17 protein-coding genes are annotated in these 17,305 nt (G+C 42.3%); 7 read left to right on the plus strand and 10 right to left on the minus strand.

The features are described 5' to 3' along the window. Window positions 1-13 precede the first annotated feature (13 nt). Together L0P89_RS12555 and L0P89_RS12560 are read left to right on the plus strand one after the other, a co-directional pair. Window positions 14-898 carry a PPK2 family polyphosphate kinase gene (locus L0P89_RS12555; RefSeq protein ID WP_235265441.1) on the plus strand — a complete coding sequence of 295 codons (885 nt, stop codon included), beginning with the start codon at window positions 14-16 and terminating at the stop codon, window positions 896-898. After that, a complete protein-coding gene (locus tag L0P89_RS12560) occupies window positions 895-2,292 on the plus strand; it encodes a M28 family peptidase (RefSeq protein WP_235265442.1) in 1,398 nt (465 codons plus the stop codon). Before L0P89_RS12555 ends, L0P89_RS12560 begins: the two co-directional genes overlap by 4 nt. A 124-nt stretch (window positions 2,293-2,416) precedes the next feature. Here L0P89_RS12560 and L0P89_RS12565 read toward each other — a convergent pair whose 3' ends face one another. Together L0P89_RS12565 and L0P89_RS12570 are read right to left on the minus strand one after the other, a co-directional pair. Continuing rightward, window positions 2,417-3,529, minus strand: a complete 1,113-nt coding sequence (locus L0P89_RS12565) for a family 10 glycosylhydrolase (RefSeq protein WP_235265443.1) — start codon at window positions 3,527-3,529, stop codon at window positions 2,417-2,419. Window positions 3,530-3,625: 96 nt separating this feature from the next. After that, the gene (locus tag L0P89_RS12570) at window positions 3,626-5,194 is read right to left on the minus strand and encodes an amidohydrolase family protein (protein WP_235265444.1); all 1,569 of its coding nucleotides are present in this window, start codon (window positions 5,192-5,194) and stop codon (window positions 3,626-3,628) included. A 228-nt stretch (window positions 5,195-5,422) separates the two neighbouring features. Between L0P89_RS12570 and L0P89_RS12575 the strand changes: the two genes are divergently transcribed. Continuing rightward, the gene (locus tag L0P89_RS12575; protein WP_235265445.1) at window positions 5,423-6,355 is read left to right on the plus strand and encodes a peptidylprolyl isomerase; all 933 of its coding nucleotides are present in this window, start codon (window positions 5,423-5,425) and stop codon (window positions 6,353-6,355) included. A gap of 91 nt (window positions 6,356-6,446) precedes the next feature. Here the strand turns inward: L0P89_RS12575 and L0P89_RS12580 are convergent, their stop codons facing one another. Together L0P89_RS12580 and L0P89_RS12585 are read right to left on the minus strand one after the other, a co-directional pair. After that, window positions 6,447-6,638 carry a cold-shock protein gene (locus L0P89_RS12580; RefSeq protein ID WP_235265446.1) on the minus strand — a complete coding sequence of 64 codons (192 nt, stop codon included), beginning with the start codon at window positions 6,636-6,638 and terminating at the stop codon, window positions 6,447-6,449. Between the two features lie 575 nt (window positions 6,639-7,213). Continuing rightward, the gene (locus L0P89_RS12585) at window positions 7,214-7,864 is read right to left on the minus strand and encodes a peroxiredoxin (protein WP_235265447.1); all 651 of its coding nucleotides are present in this window, start codon (window positions 7,862-7,864) and stop codon (window positions 7,214-7,216) included. Between the two features lie 141 nt (window positions 7,865-8,005). Here L0P89_RS12585 and L0P89_RS12590 point away from each other — a divergent pair, with 141 nt between their 5' ends. Beyond that, complete coding sequence (locus L0P89_RS12590; protein WP_235265448.1) at window positions 8,006-8,548, plus strand: YfiT family bacillithiol transferase; 543 nt, start codon at window positions 8,006-8,008, stop codon at window positions 8,546-8,548. Window position 8,549: 1 nt separating this feature from the next. Here the strand turns inward: L0P89_RS12590 and L0P89_RS12595 are convergent, their stop codons facing one another. The 3 genes from L0P89_RS12595 to L0P89_RS12605 all read right to left on the minus strand — a co-directional run bounded on the left by L0P89_RS12595 (window position 8,550) and on the right by L0P89_RS12605 (window position 10,067). Continuing rightward, on the minus strand, window positions 8,550-9,071 hold the full coding sequence (locus L0P89_RS12595; protein ID WP_235265449.1) for a GNAT family N-acetyltransferase: 522 nt from the start codon (window positions 9,069-9,071) through the stop codon (window positions 8,550-8,552). A gap of 2 nt (window positions 9,072-9,073) precedes the next feature. Then, window positions 9,074-9,394 carry a cupin domain-containing protein gene (locus L0P89_RS12600; protein WP_235265450.1) on the minus strand — a complete coding sequence of 107 codons (321 nt, stop codon included), beginning with the start codon at window positions 9,392-9,394 and terminating at the stop codon, window positions 9,074-9,076. 106 nt (window positions 9,395-9,500) lie between these two features. Next, window positions 9,501-10,067 (minus strand): thioredoxin family protein, encoded by a 567-nt coding sequence (locus tag L0P89_RS12605; protein WP_235265451.1) that lies wholly within the window; start codon window positions 10,065-10,067, stop codon window positions 9,501-9,503. Between the two features lie 44 nt (window positions 10,068-10,111). On the opposite strand from L0P89_RS12605, the gene L0P89_RS12610 reads away from it, so the two are divergent. From L0P89_RS12610 to L0P89_RS12620, 3 genes are read left to right on the plus strand one after another with little or no spacing between them, the layout of a single operon-like run. Beyond that, complete coding sequence (locus tag L0P89_RS12610) at window positions 10,112-10,450, plus strand: tRNA-binding protein (RefSeq protein WP_235265452.1); 339 nt, start codon at window positions 10,112-10,114, stop codon at window positions 10,448-10,450. After that, a complete protein-coding gene (locus L0P89_RS12615) occupies window positions 10,451-11,368 on the plus strand; it encodes a bile acid:sodium symporter family protein (protein ID WP_235265453.1) in 918 nt (305 codons plus the stop codon). Further along, window positions 11,365-12,420, plus strand: coding sequence for a lysophospholipid acyltransferase family protein (locus L0P89_RS12620; RefSeq protein ID WP_235265454.1), 1,056 nt, complete (start codon window positions 11,365-11,367; stop codon window positions 12,418-12,420). The genes L0P89_RS12615 and L0P89_RS12620 overlap by 4 nt, the downstream gene beginning before the upstream one ends. On the opposite strand, the gene L0P89_RS12625 is transcribed toward L0P89_RS12620, so the two are convergent. The 3 genes from L0P89_RS12625 to L0P89_RS12635 all read right to left on the minus strand — a co-directional run bounded on the left by L0P89_RS12625 (window position 12,395) and on the right by L0P89_RS12635 (window position 17,202). Beyond that, a complete protein-coding gene (locus L0P89_RS12625; RefSeq protein WP_235265455.1) occupies window positions 12,395-14,920 on the minus strand; it encodes a M14 family zinc carboxypeptidase in 2,526 nt (841 codons plus the stop codon). The genes L0P89_RS12620 and L0P89_RS12625 overlap by 26 nt on opposite strands. A gap of 80 nt (window positions 14,921-15,000) precedes the next feature. Further along, window positions 15,001-15,378: a PUR family DNA/RNA-binding protein gene (locus L0P89_RS12630; RefSeq protein WP_235265456.1), complete on the minus strand. Its 378-nt coding sequence runs from the start codon at window positions 15,376-15,378 to the stop codon at window positions 15,001-15,003. A 72-nt stretch (window positions 15,379-15,450) separates the two neighbouring features. After that, the gene (locus tag L0P89_RS12635) at window positions 15,451-17,202 is read right to left on the minus strand and encodes an ABC transporter ATP-binding protein (protein ID WP_235268036.1); all 1,752 of its coding nucleotides are present in this window, start codon (window positions 17,200-17,202) and stop codon (window positions 15,451-15,453) included. Between the last annotated feature and the right edge of the window lie 103 nt (window positions 17,203-17,305).

A 17,305-nucleotide genomic window follows, 5' to 3' on the forward strand; every position in this document is an offset into this window, starting at 1 on the left:
TTATATTTCCAGAATGGATAAAATCGACATCACACCGTATCGCGTGACAGCCCCTATTACGCTATCGCAAGTGGCTACCCATGAAGATTTTGGCTTATCTGATGATGATTTGAAAAGAGGACTCAAATCTATCAGAAGAGAATTGGCCGAATTTCAAGATACCCTGTATGCCCATGGCAAATACGGCGTTTTGGTCTGCCTTCAAGGTATGGATACCGCCGGTAAAGACAGCCTTGTTCGCGAGGTATTCAAAGATTTAAATGCCCGTGGGGTCGTGGTACACAGTTTTAAGGTACCCACACCTCGTGAGTTGAGGCACGATTATATTTGGCGACACTATATCGCCCTGCCCGAACGTGGCAAGTTTAGTGTCTTCAACCGAACCCACTATGAAAATGTATTGGTGACCAAGGTTCATCCACAATATATCTTGGGTGAGAACATTCCCGGCATCGAAGAACTTTCCGATATTGATGAGGCTTTTTGGGAAAAACGCTACCGGCAGATCAATGATTTTGAACGACATATTGCTGAAAACGGAACCATTATCTTTAAATTTTTCCTAAATCTGTCCAAAGAAGAGCAACGACAGCGATTGCTGAGACGATTGAGATTGAAGCGCAAGAATTGGAAGTTCTCCCCATCAGACCTAAAAGAGCGTGAGATGTGGGATGCGTACCACTCTTGTTATGAGATGGCGATAAATAAAACGTCAAAGCCCTATGCCCCTTGGTTTGTAATTCCGGCTGACAACAAAAAAGCTGCTAGGGTAACGGTAGCCTCCATTATACTGCAAGAGTTAAAAAAATACAAAGATGTTGAAGAGCCTGAGCTCGATGAAGAAATAAAGGCTAATTTAGAAGCCTATAGGCAACAGCTTGAAAAAGAAAGTGAATGAAGAAGACATCTTTGTTACTGTTTTTGTTTGTATTGTGCATTGGGTTTGCCCAGACAGAAGACGAAAAACAGTTTAAGACCATATATGATATGGCCCTTACCGAAGGCAAGGCCTATCATTGGTTGAACCATCTTTCAAATCAAATCGGTGGTCGGCTTTCAGGCTCCGTACAGGCCCAACAAGCGGTCGAATACACTAAAAGCCAATTAGATTCTTTGGGCCTTGACCGTGTTTGGTTGCAACCGGTAATGGTGCCTAAATGGGTTCGGGGGGCACCTGAATTTGCCTATATAGAGACAAAACCCGGCCTGACCACCAATGTACCCATATGTGCTTTGGGCGGTTCTGTGGCCACCCCTGGTATTGGCCTTAAAGCTGAGGTGATCGAGGTGCAGGGCATTGAAGACCTGGCCAAACTTGGGCGAGAAAAAATCGATGGTAAGATAGTATTCTATAACCGCCCGATGGATCCCACCCTTATCAGTACTTTTCAGTCGTATTCTGGCTGTGTGGACCAACGTTATTCAGGTGCTGCCGAAGCAGCAAAATATGGCGCTACCGGGGTTATTGTACGCTCGATGAGCTTACGATTGGACGATTACCCCCACACAGGGGCGATGAGCTATGGTGATACACCCATCGAACAGCGCATACCAGCGGCGGCAATCAGTACCAATGGGGCAGAGTTATTGAGCACAACATTGAAATTGAACCCAAATATCAAGTTCTTCTTCAGACAGAATTGTAGGCAATACCCTGATGTCGAGTCTTACAACGTAATCGGTGAAATTCGCGGCAGCGAACACCCTGAAGAGATTATGATTGTCGGTGGGCATCTAGACTCTTGGGACTTGGGTGACGGGTCACATGACGATGGGGCCGGATGCGTACAGAGTATGGAAGTATTGCACCTTTTCAAAAAAATAGGGTACAAGCCCAAGCGCACGTTGCGCGTAGTGCTTTTCATGAACGAGGAGAATGGCCTTCGAGGTGGAAATAAATACGCTGAGGTGGCCGAACTCAAAAATGAAAAACATGTATTTGCGCTCGAAAGCGATGCAGGGGGCTTTACCCCTCGTGGTTTTTCCTTTGATTGTGATGATGCCAATTTTGAACAAATTTTGGGATGGACAGCACTTTTTGAGCCTTATCTCATTCACATGTTTGTTCGTGGGGGCAGTGGTGCAGATATCAGCCCCTTAAAAGACCAAAGACTCGTATTGTCTGGCCTACGGCCTGATTCGCAGCGTTATTTTGACCACCACCATGCCGAAAACGATACGTTTGAACATGTCAACAAACGCGAACTTGAGTTGGGTGCCGCTACCATGGCAAGCTTGGTGTATCTGATCGACAAATATGGTACAGTACGCCCATCAAAGGTAAAAGGGTGAGTTTTTGGTTATGATCACGTCCGTTAAATCGACAGGGTATTCTATAAATCTTTCACTATCGTTTCTTCAAGCGGAAGGTAACGTGAATCAATAGATGTATTGGCCAAAACTTGGATGATTTAATTTAGTTGGAAGCTTTTTGCATCAGACCAGTGTACACCTTTTTCATCGTTTCTGTTTTACCTTCATCTTCAGCTACGGCGTAAGTTGTGAACATCATCACTCCGGTTGATTTGCCAGCCAGCCCACCTTTTAGAACAATTTCAAATTCTTCACTTGTCACGATACCTGGATTGTTATATGCCTGTACTATGGGCCATATTTTTGGATAGGAACCCTTTTCGGTATTCAGTCGTTTGCCGAACCATAGAATATTTTCCTCTACCCAATCGGGCGCCCTGCCCATCCGCTCGTGATATACCATTGGGGAAAATACATCGATGGTTTCTGTCAATAGATCATAATCGAGCCCCAGTATGCGATATCTAGCATTATTGAACTCTTGATCGTTCCATGGGCAATGATACAGCCCCAATAATGCCTCTGGTTTGATTTCCTTGATGATTCTCTTCACTTCATAGGTCCAATCATAAATCACCTTGCACCGCCAATCGCGCCATATCGTATCATGGTTGTCCAATATCCATGACGCCTTTTCTGGGGTAGTTCCGTCCGGTATTTCAACACCTGAATCTTTTGAAAATGCGTTGAGACAATGATCACAGAAACAGGTTTCGGGCAAGATGGGCTCTGGTTCTTCAAACTGTGCATGCCAATGCACATAGTCCATCCAAACACCATCCAGGTCGTAGGTCAAAAGCAAATCCCGCAGCTGGTCAAAACGGTACTGACGAAAACCGGGTTCTGTAGGGCATACCCCCATAAACCAAGAGGCGGCCTCTACCTTTTCGCCTTTTTCATCAATTGCCCAGGCCTCGGGGTGTGTCTCTACGTAGTTTTTACCGTTCAAGGTGGCGAATTCGGCAAATAGCTTCAAGCCCTCGGATCTGGTCCTGTTGACCATATCATGGTCGATCGATCCACTATGTACAAAAATGGCGTTGACCCCGAGATCGCGGAGATTCAATTCTTTGTCCCAGAAAGGTTTGGGATCTCCATAAATACCTCTGATTTCAGTGGTTTCAACAGATTTTTGCCCACATGACATGAATAATACCGGGCATAAAGCGGTATAAAGCAAGATATATTGAAAGAAGAATTTTGTGCTTGGGTTCATACTAATTATTGTTTCACGGATAAAGGTTTTGACAATTCTGAGTAGGTTCTGTTACGTCCAAATCCACTATAATTATAATCACTTTTTTGCAGGTAATCATTGGTTTGCAAGCAAACTTTTTCTCGATATTATTTCTCCGTGCAGTACAATCGAATCAATATCATTGTATGCTTGAATATCTTCTAATGGGTTTGAGTCCAAAATCAATAGATTGGCAATTTTTCCACTTACAATACTACCATATAAGTAATCTAAATCAAGTGCTTTGGCATTATTGTAAGTCGCCGCTTTAAATATCACTTCTAAGCTGACACCGGCCTCTGCCCAATGATTCATCTCTAGAAAACCACTGTAACCCGGGGGGGAGGTATATATGTTCATGACCCCAAAATCAGTGCCGAACAATAGGTTGGCATCATTGTCGGCCAAATAACGTGTGACCTTATCGATCCTGGTTTTTAAAACCGTATAAATTGAATCTCGCATTGCCGAATCAGAAACGAATTGCGACCTAACTTTCTCGAAGAACTCGGGATTTGTTTTTTTGAGATAATTGGGGCGGTTCAACATTCTCTTTAGAAACCAGTTTCCCTCATCTGTCTTTAACCAATCAATGTAGGGTCTTGGGAGTACATTGACCAAGCTGGTATCTGTTAAGAAGTTTCCGCTTAGCACATCGATTTCAGAGGTAATGGCCCGGTAGGTGGGCTGGTAACCAATTTTGGCTTCTACTATTTCATCTAGCAATTTCTTATGGTCGACAGAAAAATCGGTTTGTGTGATCTTAAGGGGATCTGATGACCAATTCCACATACCGTGGGCAATAATATCCATACCGGCTTTGAGGGCGGCTTGCTGCCCTTCCATGGAAGGAGCATGGATAATGCTGACTATACCAAAAGCTCTTGCTTCACCGGCAATATCACTCAAAATACCAGTACTGGGTTTTTGCCAGGTCTCTTTTAAACCTGATGAAGCATCTTCGTACAAAGCTTTGATACAGATGCCATTCTGGTCTTCAATTATGTTTTTTACTATTGAGGATACGCTGTGGGGTTTTAAATCAATGGAATCGGGAATATGAACATGCTCATTGTAGTGGTCATGGACAAAGGGTAATTTTAACCTTACTTCTTGTGGATATTCTTCCATTTCCATAGTAAAATCGTTCATGACCGAAATCATCTCTCCACACGTATAAATGTCAGGCCTTATCTTTTCTTTTAGGATTTTATCAATTCTCTGAGGGGCATAATTGTTCAGGTCAACAAGAGTTGTGTAACCATGAAAAAGAAAACTTCTGGGCAACTGTTCAAAATAACCTTCCACAAGGTCGGGGTACTTTTTTTGCTGTCTGAAATTCATGCCGGCAACATTGGCCAAATGTACATGACTATCGATCAAACCCGGTATGACATACTTGTTATTACCATTGATTGTAGTGCACTCCCCGTTCACCTTGGGCTTTTCTTCCCCTACATATACAATATCACCTGAATCAATTACAATGTTTCCCCTAAATTCTTTTAAGTTCCCAGAATTATCATAGGTAACAATGGTAGCACCATTTATTTGAATTCCATTTTTTACAGAAATATCCACTCTATTGGAATTGCAACTATATAAGATGGTAAGGATAGAAAGGACAATAAGATTTTTTTTCATGATTCTTTTTTTGATTGATACTGGTTACCGGTAACCAAGATGAATAAGCGATTGTCTAAAAATGGTGAAAATCAGTTGAAAAATCAATCTTTCCAATAGAAAAGAACTATATAAATAGTTGTGGGTGAATACAAATGTTGCATTTCTCTTTTTGGATGATCACAGCTATGCATAACTTTTTTGGCCAAAGTCAAATCGTTACCTTTGCACCCTTAAAAATCAATAAGAATGCAAGAAGGAATCTACGCAAAATTCAATACGACAAAAGGAGAGATTTTGGTCAAACTCACCCATAACAAGACCCCGGGCACGGTCGGAAACTTTGTGGCCTTGGCAGAAGGCAACATGAAAAATTCGGCCAAACCAGAAGGCCAGCCTTATTATGATGGCTTGAAATTTCATCGGGTTATCAATGACTTCATGATTCAGGGTGGGTGTCCGCAAGGCACAGGTACAGGAAGCCCTGGGTATCAATTCGATGATGAATTTCATGATGATCTGAAACACGATGCCCCAGGTGTGCTATCAATGGCCAATGCTGGCCCAGGAACCAATGGCAGTCAATTTTTTATCACCCATGTGGCCACCCCATGGTTAGATAACAAGCACACGGTCTTCGGCCACGTTGAGCATGGCCAAGAGGTGGTCGATGCCATTGCACAGAACGACACCATTGAAAGCCTTGAAATCGTTAGGGTAGGAGACGAGGCAAAAAACTGGAGTGCCGTAGATGCCTTCAAAAACTTTGAAGCCGAAAAAGAAGAACGATTGGCCAAAGAACGTGATAGGGCTGAAGCCGAACTTGAAAAACTGGCTGCCGGTTTTGAAAAGACGGAAAGCGGACTTCGCTATAAGAAAATTCAAGAAGGGTCAGGTGCCAAGGCTGAAAAGGGAAAAATGGTTTCGGTACATTATGAAGGTATGCTTGACAATGGCCAAGTATTTGATTCTTCTTATCAAAGAAAACAACCGATTGATTTTCAATTGGGCATTGGGCAAGTGATTCCCGGTTGGGACGAAGGTATCTCCCTGCTAAAAGTGGGTGATAAGGCCCGTTTTGTGATACCTTCCCATTTGGCCTATGGTAGCCGTGGGGCAGGTGGGGTGATCCCACCAAATGCAACCCTTGTTTTTGATGTGGAGCTAATGAACGTCAAATAGACCATTTCAATAGCCATTTACGATACAGAATGAAAAAAGCCCCATCATAAAGTTGGGGCTTTTGCTTTATAAAAAAGATATATTGTTGCCGTTATACTACTTGTACGTTCACTGCGTTCAATCCTTTTTTACCTTGTTGTAGTTCGAATTCTACAACATCACCTTCGCGAATTTCATCGATTAAACCTGAAACGTGTACAAAGTGATCTGTTTCTGAACCTTCTTCTGTGATAAAGCCGTAGCCTTTTGAATCGTTGAAGAATTTGACTGTTCCTCTATTCATAATAAGATTTAAAAATTAAATATGGGCCAAAGATAGAATTAATTAATTTATTGCCGATTTTTTTCAAGTTATCTTGATGGAGAAGGTCGTTCCCAAAAAAAGTCTGGCAATCGAAGTATTGAAAACTATTTTGCCCGGTTCACGCTAACCACCAATAATAAAAGGTTGAGCAAGAGCAAGAAGGCCAAGATGCTAAAAAAGGTGTCCATGGGGTAAAGAATCAGCTATGTTTCTATAGGTTATAACACATGAACGATTAAAAACCCTACTTCGTATAAAGCACTTTAACGCCATAGACCATTGTTCCCGTTTCAGGTGAAATGTGAATGAACATCGGGCTTAACGTAAATCTTACTTTTTATGACCGCTGTTCACGCTTACCAATAACAGCAAACCGTTTATGGCCAATAAAAGCGAAAGAATACCAAAAAAAGTGGTCATGGTTGTGATTATTTATTGTTGGGGTGTTGAGGTTGTTTGATTTTTAGACGCAAAAAATGAAGAGAGTTGCGTATGTTTTTGACAAAAAAAACCTCCCTGAAAAGGGAGGCTTTAAATTTTTTGACAAGCGTTGTTTACACTTGTGATTGTGCCAGTGGATCTGGGGTAAACCTTAGATACGGTTTGATTTCCTCTACTCCTTCATCAAACAGTTTCATTGCCTCATCTGTTGGTATCGACGGACTAACGACCACATCTTGTCCATTTTCCCAATTTGCTGGGGTGGCTACTTTGTGGTAAGCAGTCAACTGTAACGAATCGATGACCCGTAGCAGTTCATAAAAGTTACGACCAGTAGAGGCCGGATAGGTCAAAGTGAGCTTTACGGTTTTGTCGGGAGCGATGATAAAAACCGAACGAACCGTTAGATTGTCGTTGGCATTGGGGTGAATCATGTCATAGAGTGTGGAGACCTTTTTGTCCTCATCGGCAACAATTGGAAAGTTAACCAATGTGTTCTGCGTTTCGTTGATATCTTTGATCCACTCATGGTGCGAATCCAAAGGATCTACACTCAAGGCCATCATTTTCACGTTGCGTTTATCAAATTCATCCTTGAACTTGGCCGCTGTACCCAGTTCTGTGGTACAGACCGGGGTGAAGTCGGCCGGATGCGAGAAAAGAATACCCCAGCCATCACCTAGGTAGTCATAAAAATTAAGGGTTCCTTGAGAAGTTTCCGCTGTAAAGTCAGGGGCGATATCGCCCAATCGTATTGTTGCCATAGTGTTCTTTTTTAGATTGTCCTGTAAAATTAGTGGATTATGAATGCCTGTGATTTTATGGGAGGTTAAAAATGTATTAAAGTTTCTATTCGAGCACTAATTTCTGTCATTGCCCTAAGCGATCTTTAGTACTTTTATAAGATGGAAGAAATTGCTTTAGAACAGCTCCGCTACCCTATCGGGAAGTATGAAATTCCCAATCCTATCACTGATCACCATATTGAGGAATGGATTCAGGTTTTGGAACATTTGCCCAATCGTTTGGCCGATATGGTCTCATCACTTTCTGACTCGCAATTGGAGACCCCCTACCGCCCTGGGGGATGGACGGTCAGACAGCTCGTTCACCACATAGCCGATAGCCACCACCATAGCTATATTCGCTTCAAATGGGCGTTGACAGAGGAGAATCCGACCATCAAACCTTATTTTGAAAAGGAGTGGTCGAAGCTTTTCGATGCGAAAACTGCCCCAATTCAGTTATCTCTCGATCATCTAAAGGCGGTGCATGCCAAATTGGTCTATCTGCTAAAAGGACTATCTAAGGAGCAATTGCAACGAAAATTTACCCATCCCGAGGGCAACGAGCAAACCACACTTGAAGAAAACATCGGTCGCTATGCATGGCATGGCAATCATCATTTGGCACATATCGAAAATCTGCTCGATAGAGAGGGCTGGTAAGCTATACTTCTCGCGATAATATCCACATGGGTCTTTCAGCGTCTTTGGCGTTCGGAAGCCATAGTTCGGTTTCCTTGACAATCGTGAAACCATGGTTTAAGTAAAAGTCCAGAGCTTTGCCTTTTTTCATGGTATACAGCCAGATGACCTTTTTCATGGCATCTTTGGCAAATTCTTGAACAAAATCAATAGACTTCTTACCGATACCCTTGCCCGAATGGGCCTTCAAAAGATATATTTTGTTCAGCAACACATTTTTTGGTGACAGAAAGTTGCCCTTTTCTTCATCAAGTGTAAGATGCAAAATACCGACAGGGGCTGTTTTTGTATTGATCATGAAAAGCTTTTGATTTGGGTCTTGAAGAGTATTTTCGATTACCTCACGGTCTAGGTTTTCTTCAAAGAAAGGGGTAGGATCCTCATTTTTCCATAGGTGTAGATAGTGCTCTATATAAGAACATTTACCTACGGCGATGTATGTTTCAATGGTCTTTTTGGTAACAGGTTCAAAGGTGATATCCATTTTTAAGGCTTTTCACCTCCTTCTGGGCCATAGAAGAATACCCATGTCGAAAAATCATCGGTAAAGTTCTCAAAGCGGTGCTCGACCCCAGCAGGGACGAACAAAAAATCACCGGCACTGAAGGTCATTCGCTCACCACCGTTGAGAAATTCACCGGTACCCTCAATCACGACATAGATTTCATCACGTGCATGGGGCAGTTGCAAATCGACTTTTTCAGGTTTATAGATTTCAACCTGAAGTGAACCGTGCGAGAATAAATCTAAAAACGGGGAATCGTGTCGGGCCAGTTTTTTAAGTGCTTCTTTTGGATTTAATTTCATGTTTTGATCATTTTGGCATTTTTTGGAAAACCATGATCGAGAAATTGAGATTTCTTGTTTTGACTTCGGCCATGCATATTCCAATAACTCGAAATGGGCATAAAGATCATTGCCGATTATCGGCCCATTTGATGTTGCATCCAATACTGGGCTTTTGATCTTCGTCAATAGGCTTGCCATCAAGCAGTGCATCCATGGCATTGCGTAGGTCATTTCCAGTGACGGGAAGGCCGTTTCCTGGGCGGGAATCATCCAATTGTCCGCGATAGACCAATTTCAAATTTCCATCGAACAGAAAGAAATCAGGTGTGCAGGCCGCATCGTAGGCTTTGGCGACTTCTTGTGTCTCATCGTAAAGATACGGAAAGGTATAGTCTTCTTGCTCGGCCACTTCTTTCATTAAATGGGGCGCATCGTCTGGGTAGTTTACAACATCATTACTTGAAATCGCGATAAAACCAATACCCTTTTTTTGGTATTCCCTTCCCAATCTGGCAAGCTCACTGTTCACATGCTTCACAAAAGGGCAGTGATTGCAGATGAACATCACAAGCGTACCGTTGTCGCCTTTCAGTACTTGAAGGTTCAAGGTTTTATCGGTAGTGGTGTCAACCAAACTGAATTCTGGTGCCAAAGTACCCAGGGGAAGCATATTACTAGGTGTGCGTGCCATTTTTATTGCTGATATTTAATTACTTTTCTACAAAGTTACGTACTATGACCGAGACAATTCAATGGCCTGATTTTGCCAAGGTCGATATGCGGGTGGGCACCATTATTGAAGTGAATGACTTTGAAAAGGCCCATAAACCTGCCTATCGGATAAAAATCGATTTTGGCTCTGAGATGGGCATTAAAAAATCATCTGCTCAAATCACCCAGCGGTATCAAAAAGAAGATTTGCTGGGCAGACAGGTAGTTGCAGTTGTGAACTTTCCTAAAAAGCAAATAGCTGATTTTATGAGCGAATGCCTTATATTGGGTGCCGTTGAGGGTGATGACGTGGTGCTTTTGCACCCTGGTTTCAATGTCCCAAACGGACTCAAAATTTCCTAATTGGAAGAGCTGATAGATAACGTTCATATCAATTTTGATAGCAAATCGCTCTGGGTGCTCAATGTTGCCCTTGCATTTGTTATGTTCGGAGTTGCTTTAGACATTTCACTTAATGATTTCAAGCAACTGCTTCGACACCCGAAATTGGTGTTGGCAGGGGTCTTCAGTCAGTTTCTTTTGCTACCGGCAGTGACTTTTATATTGGTTGTGACGGCCCATCCCATACCCAGTATGGCCCTGGGCATGTTCATGGTGGCTGCATGCCCCGGTGGCAACATTTCTAATTTTATCACCCACCTGGCCAAGGGAAATGCTGCACTTTCGGTCACTTTAACGGCCATTGCGACTTTATTGGCCATTGTCATGACCCCTTTTAACCTACAATTCTGGGGCTCGTTGTACGAACCTACCGAGCATATTTTGCGTGAAGTGGCGATATCGCCCTTTGAAATGGTCAAACTGGTAGCGTTATTATTGGGGGTGCCCCTGGTATTGGGTATGCTGGTGAACCATGTTTGGCCAAATGTCGCAAAACGTTTGGCAAAAGGGTTCAAATTGGGCTCGTTGATTTTTTTTGTATTGCTTATTTTTTTGGCACTTTACAACAACCTCGATATTTTTTTTGAGTATGTGCTCTATGTATTTTGGTTGGTGGCCATGCACAATTTAGTGGCTTTTCTTACGGGTTTCTCATTGGCAAAGGCCTTGGGGTTTTCAAAGGAAAATGTTCGAAGTATCACTATCGAAACGGGCATTCAGAACTCGGGTCTTGGCCTACTTCTGATTTTTACTTTTTTTGATGGTTTGGGCGGAATGGCCCTTTTGACCGCTTTTTGGGGCATTTGGCATTTGGTCTCTGGACTTTTATTGGGCAGTTATTGGGGTTATCGCCCTTTGAAGAAAGAGAAAACAGTGTGAGACGGCTCGGCTATTATTTTTTTAAGTATTGGGTCTCAGTGGGCCTGTTCTTTTACTATAAAAAAATCAGGATAGAGGGCCTAGGGAATATACCGAAAGACAAGCCCGTGCTCTTTGTTTCGAACCACCAAAATGCTTTGATGGATGTTTTGCTTATCGCTACGCATTGTAGTAGGAGACCGTGGTTCTTGACCCGTGCCGATGTGTTCAAGAACTATTTGTTTCGTCATTTGTTTCGATTTTTACAGATGCTGCCCATCTATCGAATGCGAGATGGCAGAAGCTCACTATCAAAGAATGAAGCCATTTTCGATACCTGCGGAATCTTATTGGTTTCTGGTGAAGCATTATTACTATTTCCAGAGGCCAACCATAGCCTTAAGAGGCAAGTGCGGCCTTTGAGCAAGGGGTTCACCCGAATCATAGATAAGGCCCTAGAAAGGCAAAACGATCTAGATGTTCATTTGGTGCCCATTGGGCAGAATTACCAATATCCCATTAGGTGGGGAGATAGCGCGGCAGTTTATTATGGTCGACCGATCAGGGTACAAGAATTTATGGCCTCAAAAGAGTATAAGACCATACTGAAGCAAGAAATTTTTGATCGATTGATACAGCTGACGTCACACATTGCAGATAATAGAGATTATGAAGGTTCGATCAAAAAACTGAAAGCACTTGACATTGATTTTACGCACCCAGAAAAGGTAAATGCCAAATTGAAGACTCTCTCCGCTCTACCACCAGACAGCGGAGAGAAAAACAATTTCTTGCAGACTTTAGGTAGATTTTTGTTCTACATGGCCAATTTGCCCTTGGTTTTTTTGTGGCGGGTCTTGATCAAGCCCACAGTACCAGAGCCAGAGTTCATCTCTACGTTTCGATTTGGTTTTGCCATGTTGGCGTATCCTATATTTTATCTGCTTTCTTTCTTGATTCTAAAAAACCTTTATGAATGGAAAACGGCATGCCTTTTGGTTATGGTGCATGCCGCTTTTAATCTTTTTTTGACCAAAGTGTTGGGGGTCACATCATCTGTCCGAAGAAAATAGCGTTCATCAATAATTTATTGGTACCGTACCAAAAGGCCCTAAAATTGGTATTGTCGGTAAACAATATCACTCTACCCTTCCCCAACCTTTTTATTTTGAAGGGCACGCTATTTTTGATCAATTCTGCATTCTCTTCCGATATATAACCACTTTGCAATGGATTATTGGTGTATTGAATGGGATTGTCATAACTGTTCTTTGCCGGTTTCAAATAAATATTGGTGTTTCTGAAGAGTGAAATTCTGTCGCTGGCATAACCATATCCTACGGGATGTGAACGGTCGAGCTTTGCTTCAAAAATAGCGCCGCCGGTCACTTGGGCCCCCAGATAATCTTGCTTCTGATCATAGGAAATGTCTTTGGCAACCAAGGTATCCTCTTTCATTTCAAGTTTCATGAATTCATTTTTCTTAAACCAATTTGCCACGTTTCGATAGCCGATGACCGTACCCCCAGATTTGACCCAGGCCTTTATTTTTTCAGCGCCTTCCTTATTTAAAATTTGACTGTTCCAGCCACTTGGAATGATCAAATCTGTATACTTGCCCAAATCGACATTTTTGAAATATCGGGTATCGATTTTGGTGATTTTCATATCATAGCGGGTATCGAACAAGTGCCAGATCTCACCAGCATCGTAAGACCTTACCCCATCGCCCACCAAAATGCCCACTTTTTGTTTTTTTATGGGGTCAAAATCATTGCTTCCAAGGTCAATGCCTTTGGTAAGCCCAGTATTCACCGCGGTAATTTGAATTTGTGCTTTTTGGGCCACTTGTTCCAAAAACTGGTGCAAAGCCTGTGAATCCAATACTTGATTTTGAACGGGGACCATTATGGTGCCATAATCGTACTTTTTTCCTTCCAAGGTAAAAGGTGATTTGGCTACTTTGGCACGCAATCCTTTTTGTACGATTTCGTTTAGGGCCTTTGGCGTATAGTAACCATGCCATTCGAAAAGATAGGCGTAGTTGCTTTCACCTGAAATACTCCCTATTATCGGTTTAAAATCGGTGATTTCTTCACCGGCATTGACCAATGAGGTCACCTCGGTATAATCGAGATTGAAGGACAATGGAAATGTCCACGCCGAAACATCGTAGAAAAGGCTATCGATAAAGGTGGTGCGCTTTTCGAACATGGCTTTTAGCAACCGTGGATTTTTCTGTTCGGTGGGTACTACGTAGGCATGCCCCTTTTTATATTGCTTTCCTTTTATGGTCACATCATCGGCCAGTTCATGAAAATCGATTTTGTGACGGTTCAGTATTTCCGCTAGGTGCCAAGCACGGACCGCATCTTTTCCATCGCCAAAAACATAGCCCTTGGTCTTGCTTCTAACCCCCTCATTTTTAACATCTGCATAATATTTGCGTTGGTAGTCGAGTATTTTAGAACGCATGTTTTCGGCTGCTTCTATAGTTGACAATGCAGTGGTAAACTGGTTGCGGATGGTGAACGGAAAGGTAAGGATCCCGTTTTCGCTTTCTTGTATATGGCCACGCGAACTACTTTGCTCAAAAAGGATGCCGATACTCCCGTTCACATCAGGAAACGTAGAGCCTTTTCCGTAGTAATAGTCGTCAAAATTTTCTTCTGAATAGTAGAGCGACCCGATTCTGTCAAGTGCCTTAGCATGATATGAACCTATTTCGGCGGTCAGCTCTTGGTTGATTTTGGGTGTCAATGGATGTACCCTCGAGGGTTCGCCAGGCTGGAAGAAAAAAGTAGAGTTGGTGCCCATTTCATGGTGGTCGGTCAGAATATTGGGCAGCCATTTGTGGAAGGTCTCGATTCTTGCCCGGCTCTCAGGTAGCTGTACGGGCAGCCAATCACGGTTCATGTCAAACCAGTAATGGTTGGTACGCCCACCAGGCCATATCTCATGGTACTCTCTTTCATTGGGATCAGGATTTAGGTTTTGACTGCGGTGAACGTTGGCCCAATAGGCAAACCGCTGTAAACCGTCTGGGTTAAGACATGGATCCAGTAAGATGATCATATCATTTAATTTTTCCGCCATTTCAGGTCCTTGTGCAGCCGCCAAATGATAGGCATATGCCAAGGTAGCATTGGATCCACTGGCTTCATTGCCATGAATAGAGAATCCTTGATAGACCACGATCGGCATTTCATTGGTATTGAGCGAATTGCTGCCGCTTTCCGTCAAGGCGATATGGTCTTGTCGAATTTTTTCAAGGTTTTGGTGATTTTGTGGTGAGGTCACGGTGAGCAATAAGAGGGGCCTGCCTTCATAGGTTTTTCCTCGATTTTCAATGGTGATGCGGTCACTTTTCTCGGCAAGTATGTTCATGTACATCACCAATTTATCATGGGTTACATGCCACTCGCCGACCTCATGGCCGATTATCTCTTTTGGCGTTGGTATATCTGGGTCGTACGAAACATTGTCGGGCAGATAGTAATCAAGGGAAACATCATTTTGTGCAAAGGCAAAAAAACTTGTGAAAACAAGGAGGTGCAGTACTTTTTTCTTCATAAGTGCTTCATTGAATTAGTCCGCATTAAAAATAAAAAACGGCCTGTGAAAACAGACCGTTTTTAGCTTTTTATTTGATTTCAGATGTCGTCAAAGTCCACATCGGTGAAATTTTCGGTCGGAGAGCCATTTTCACCGGCCTTATCATCTTCATCTTCTTTTTTGAAATCTTTTTTATGACGTTCAGATATGACCTCAGTGCCTTTTTCGTCAATGATATAATCCATCATTTCCGACATATTTTCCCTAAATGCGCTGAAGTCTTCTTTATAGAGATAAATCTTATGTTTTTTGTAGTGGAAAGAACCGTCGTCATGGGTGAATTTTTTGCTTTCGGTAATTGTCAGATAATAATCTCCCGCTTTAGTGCTGCGTACATCAAAGAAGTAGGTTCTTCTGCCTGCCCTGAGTACTTTGGAATAGATCTCTTCCTGATCCATCAAATCTTTCTCGTTCATATGGTTTAGTGTTCTGAATGTTAAATTATTCTACCAAAAATGTAAAAAAAAACCTAACCTAGCAACTTTTGACTACTCTTTCTCAGTGAGTTGCTCGAGGTAAAGCTCTTTGTAATAGCCATCTACCATATTCAGTTGCTCGTGAGTGCCTTCTTGTATTATTTTACCATTTTCAAGAATGATAATTTTATCTGCGCTCTTTGCCGAAGAAACCCTATGACTGACAATCAAGGTGGTTTTGTGCTGGGATGCTTCTTTTAAATTGTTGAGTATTTCTTCTTCTGTTTCGGTGTCAACCGCTGAAAGACAATCATCGAACAAAAAAATCTTAGGGTCTTTTATAAGGGCCCTTGCGATCGATACCCTTTGTTTTTGGCCACCGCTAAGGGTAATACCACGCTCTCCCAAAATGGTATCATATTTTTTGGCAAAGCCTAAAATATTACCATGTACGGCGGCCTGATCGGCGACCTTTTCGATTTCTTCTTGTGTGGCGTCCTCTTTTCCAAAACGAATATTATTGGCAATGGTATCTGAAAACAAGAAAGCATCTTGGGGCACTGCACCTATTGAATTTCTGAGTGAATCGAGATTCAAGGTTTTGATGGGGCGATCGTCAATCAAAATTTCACCTGATTCTACGTCATATAAACGGGCGATCAAATCGAGAATGGTCGATTTGCCAGAGCCTGTTTTACCGAGAATGGCCACTGTCTGACCTCTTTCGACAACAAAAGAAACATCTTTCAATGCCGTGATATTGGTGTCTTCATAGGTAAAAGTGACATTCTTGAATTCAATTTTGCCATGAACAGGGGTCGATTCGATCACTTCATTTTTGATGGAGGGCTTTTCGTTCAAGAACTCATTGATTCTTTTTTGCGATGCCTCGGCACGCTGTACAATAGAAGTGAGCCATCCTACCACTGCAACGGGCCAAGTCAACATATTGACATATAGAATAAATTCGGCAATGATACCTATCGATTCAATTTGGCCATCGATATACTGTTTTCCCCCTATATAGATAACAAAGATGTTACTGATGCCGATGAGCAATATCATCAGAGGAAAAAACCAGGCATTCACCTTGGCCAGATCCATACTGGTGTCTTTTCCCTCCACGGCCAATGACCGCAGTTCTTCATTTACCTTTGGCTCTAAATTATATGCTTTGATGACCGAAATGCCCGAAAAGGACTCTTGTGTAAAAGTCGAAAGGGACGATAGAAACTCTTGTACTTTGGTACTTCTTTTGTGTATGACACGACTTATCCAGTAAATCAGTATTGAAAGAATAGGCAAGGGTGTCAGTGTATAAAAGGCAATGGTCGGGGCTTTGATGAACATCAGCGGTATCAAACAAGCGAAGAGCGTGAGCGTTTGAATGCCGTACATGATGGCAGGGCCTGCATACATTCGTACTTGGCCGACATCTTCACTGATGCGATTCATTAAATCACCAATACGGTTGCGCTTGTAGAAATTAAGGTTCAAGAACTGATAATGGTCAAAAACCTCGTTTTTCAAGTCATATTCGATATATCGTGAAACATTGATGATCGTCTGTCGCATCAAAAAGGTGAAAAGTCCTGAGAGTAGCGCCGCCCCTACAATGATCAGAATATATTGCAACAATACTTCTTTGGTCTCAGGCCTTGAAACAGTGCCTGCTATAAAATCTTCAACGGCCTGTATCGATTTGTTAACATAAGAGGGCATGACCAATGAAAATATACGGGCGATAATGGTGATGATGATGCCTATCAACAGTTTGAACCAGTATTTTTTGAAGTACTTGTTTATATAGCGAAGCTCTTTCATGAAAATATCTTGGTCTGTTGTCAGTTTGTCAATAATGGGCAATTCGACAAAGATATGTGATCGACCACAAAACAAATGTTATAAAACTGATAACAAAATAGCA

The organism is Muricauda sp. SCSIO 65647 (genome assembly GCF_021534965.1).
GTDB lineage: Bacteria > Bacteroidota > Bacteroidia > Flavobacteriales > Flavobacteriaceae > Flagellimonas_A.

Excerpts from the sequence above, each read along its gene's own strand:
- L0P89_RS12580 (WP_235265446.1), bottom strand. The coding sequence starts at position 6,638 with ATGAATAGAGGAACAGTCAAATTCTTCAACGATTCAAAAGGCTACGGC.
- L0P89_RS12590 (WP_235265448.1), top strand. The coding sequence starts at position 8,006 with ATGGAAGAAATTGCTTTAGAACAGCTCCGCTACCCTATCGGGAAGTAT.
- L0P89_RS12635 (WP_235268036.1), bottom strand. The coding sequence starts at position 17,202 with ATGAAAGAGCTTCGCTATATAAACAAGTACTTCAAAAAATACTGGTTC.
- L0P89_RS12605 (WP_235265451.1), bottom strand. The coding sequence starts at position 10,067 with ATGGCACGCACACCTAGTAATATGCTTCCCCTGGGTACTTTGGCACCA.
- L0P89_RS12570 (WP_235265444.1), bottom strand. The coding sequence starts at position 5,194 with ATGAAAAAAAATCTTATTGTCCTTTCTATCCTTACCATCTTATATAGT.
- L0P89_RS12585 (WP_235265447.1), bottom strand. The coding sequence starts at position 7,864 with ATGGCAACAATACGATTGGGCGATATCGCCCCTGACTTTACAGCGGAA.
- L0P89_RS12625 (WP_235265455.1), bottom strand. The coding sequence starts at position 14,920 with ATGAAGAAAAAAGTACTGCACCTCCTTGTTTTCACAAGTTTTTTTGCC.
- L0P89_RS12600 (WP_235265450.1), bottom strand. The coding sequence starts at position 9,394 with ATGAAATTAAATCCAAAAGAAGCACTTAAAAAACTGGCCCGACACGAT.
- L0P89_RS12575 (WP_235265445.1), top strand. The coding sequence starts at position 5,423 with ATGCAAGAAGGAATCTACGCAAAATTCAATACGACAAAAGGAGAGATT.
- L0P89_RS12565 (WP_235265443.1), bottom strand. The coding sequence starts at position 3,529 with ATGAACCCAAGCACAAAATTCTTCTTTCAATATATCTTGCTTTATACC.
- L0P89_RS12610 (WP_235265452.1), top strand. The coding sequence starts at position 10,112 with ATGACCGAGACAATTCAATGGCCTGATTTTGCCAAGGTCGATATGCGG.
- L0P89_RS12555 (WP_235265441.1), top strand. The coding sequence starts at position 14 with ATGGATAAAATCGACATCACACCGTATCGCGTGACAGCCCCTATTACG.
- L0P89_RS12560 (WP_235265442.1), top strand. The coding sequence starts at position 895 with ATGAAGAAGACATCTTTGTTACTGTTTTTGTTTGTATTGTGCATTGGG.
- L0P89_RS12595 (WP_235265449.1), bottom strand. The coding sequence starts at position 9,071 with ATGGATATCACCTTTGAACCTGTTACCAAAAAGACCATTGAAACATAC.
- L0P89_RS12630 (WP_235265456.1), bottom strand. The coding sequence starts at position 15,378 with ATGAACGAGAAAGATTTGATGGATCAGGAAGAGATCTATTCCAAAGTA.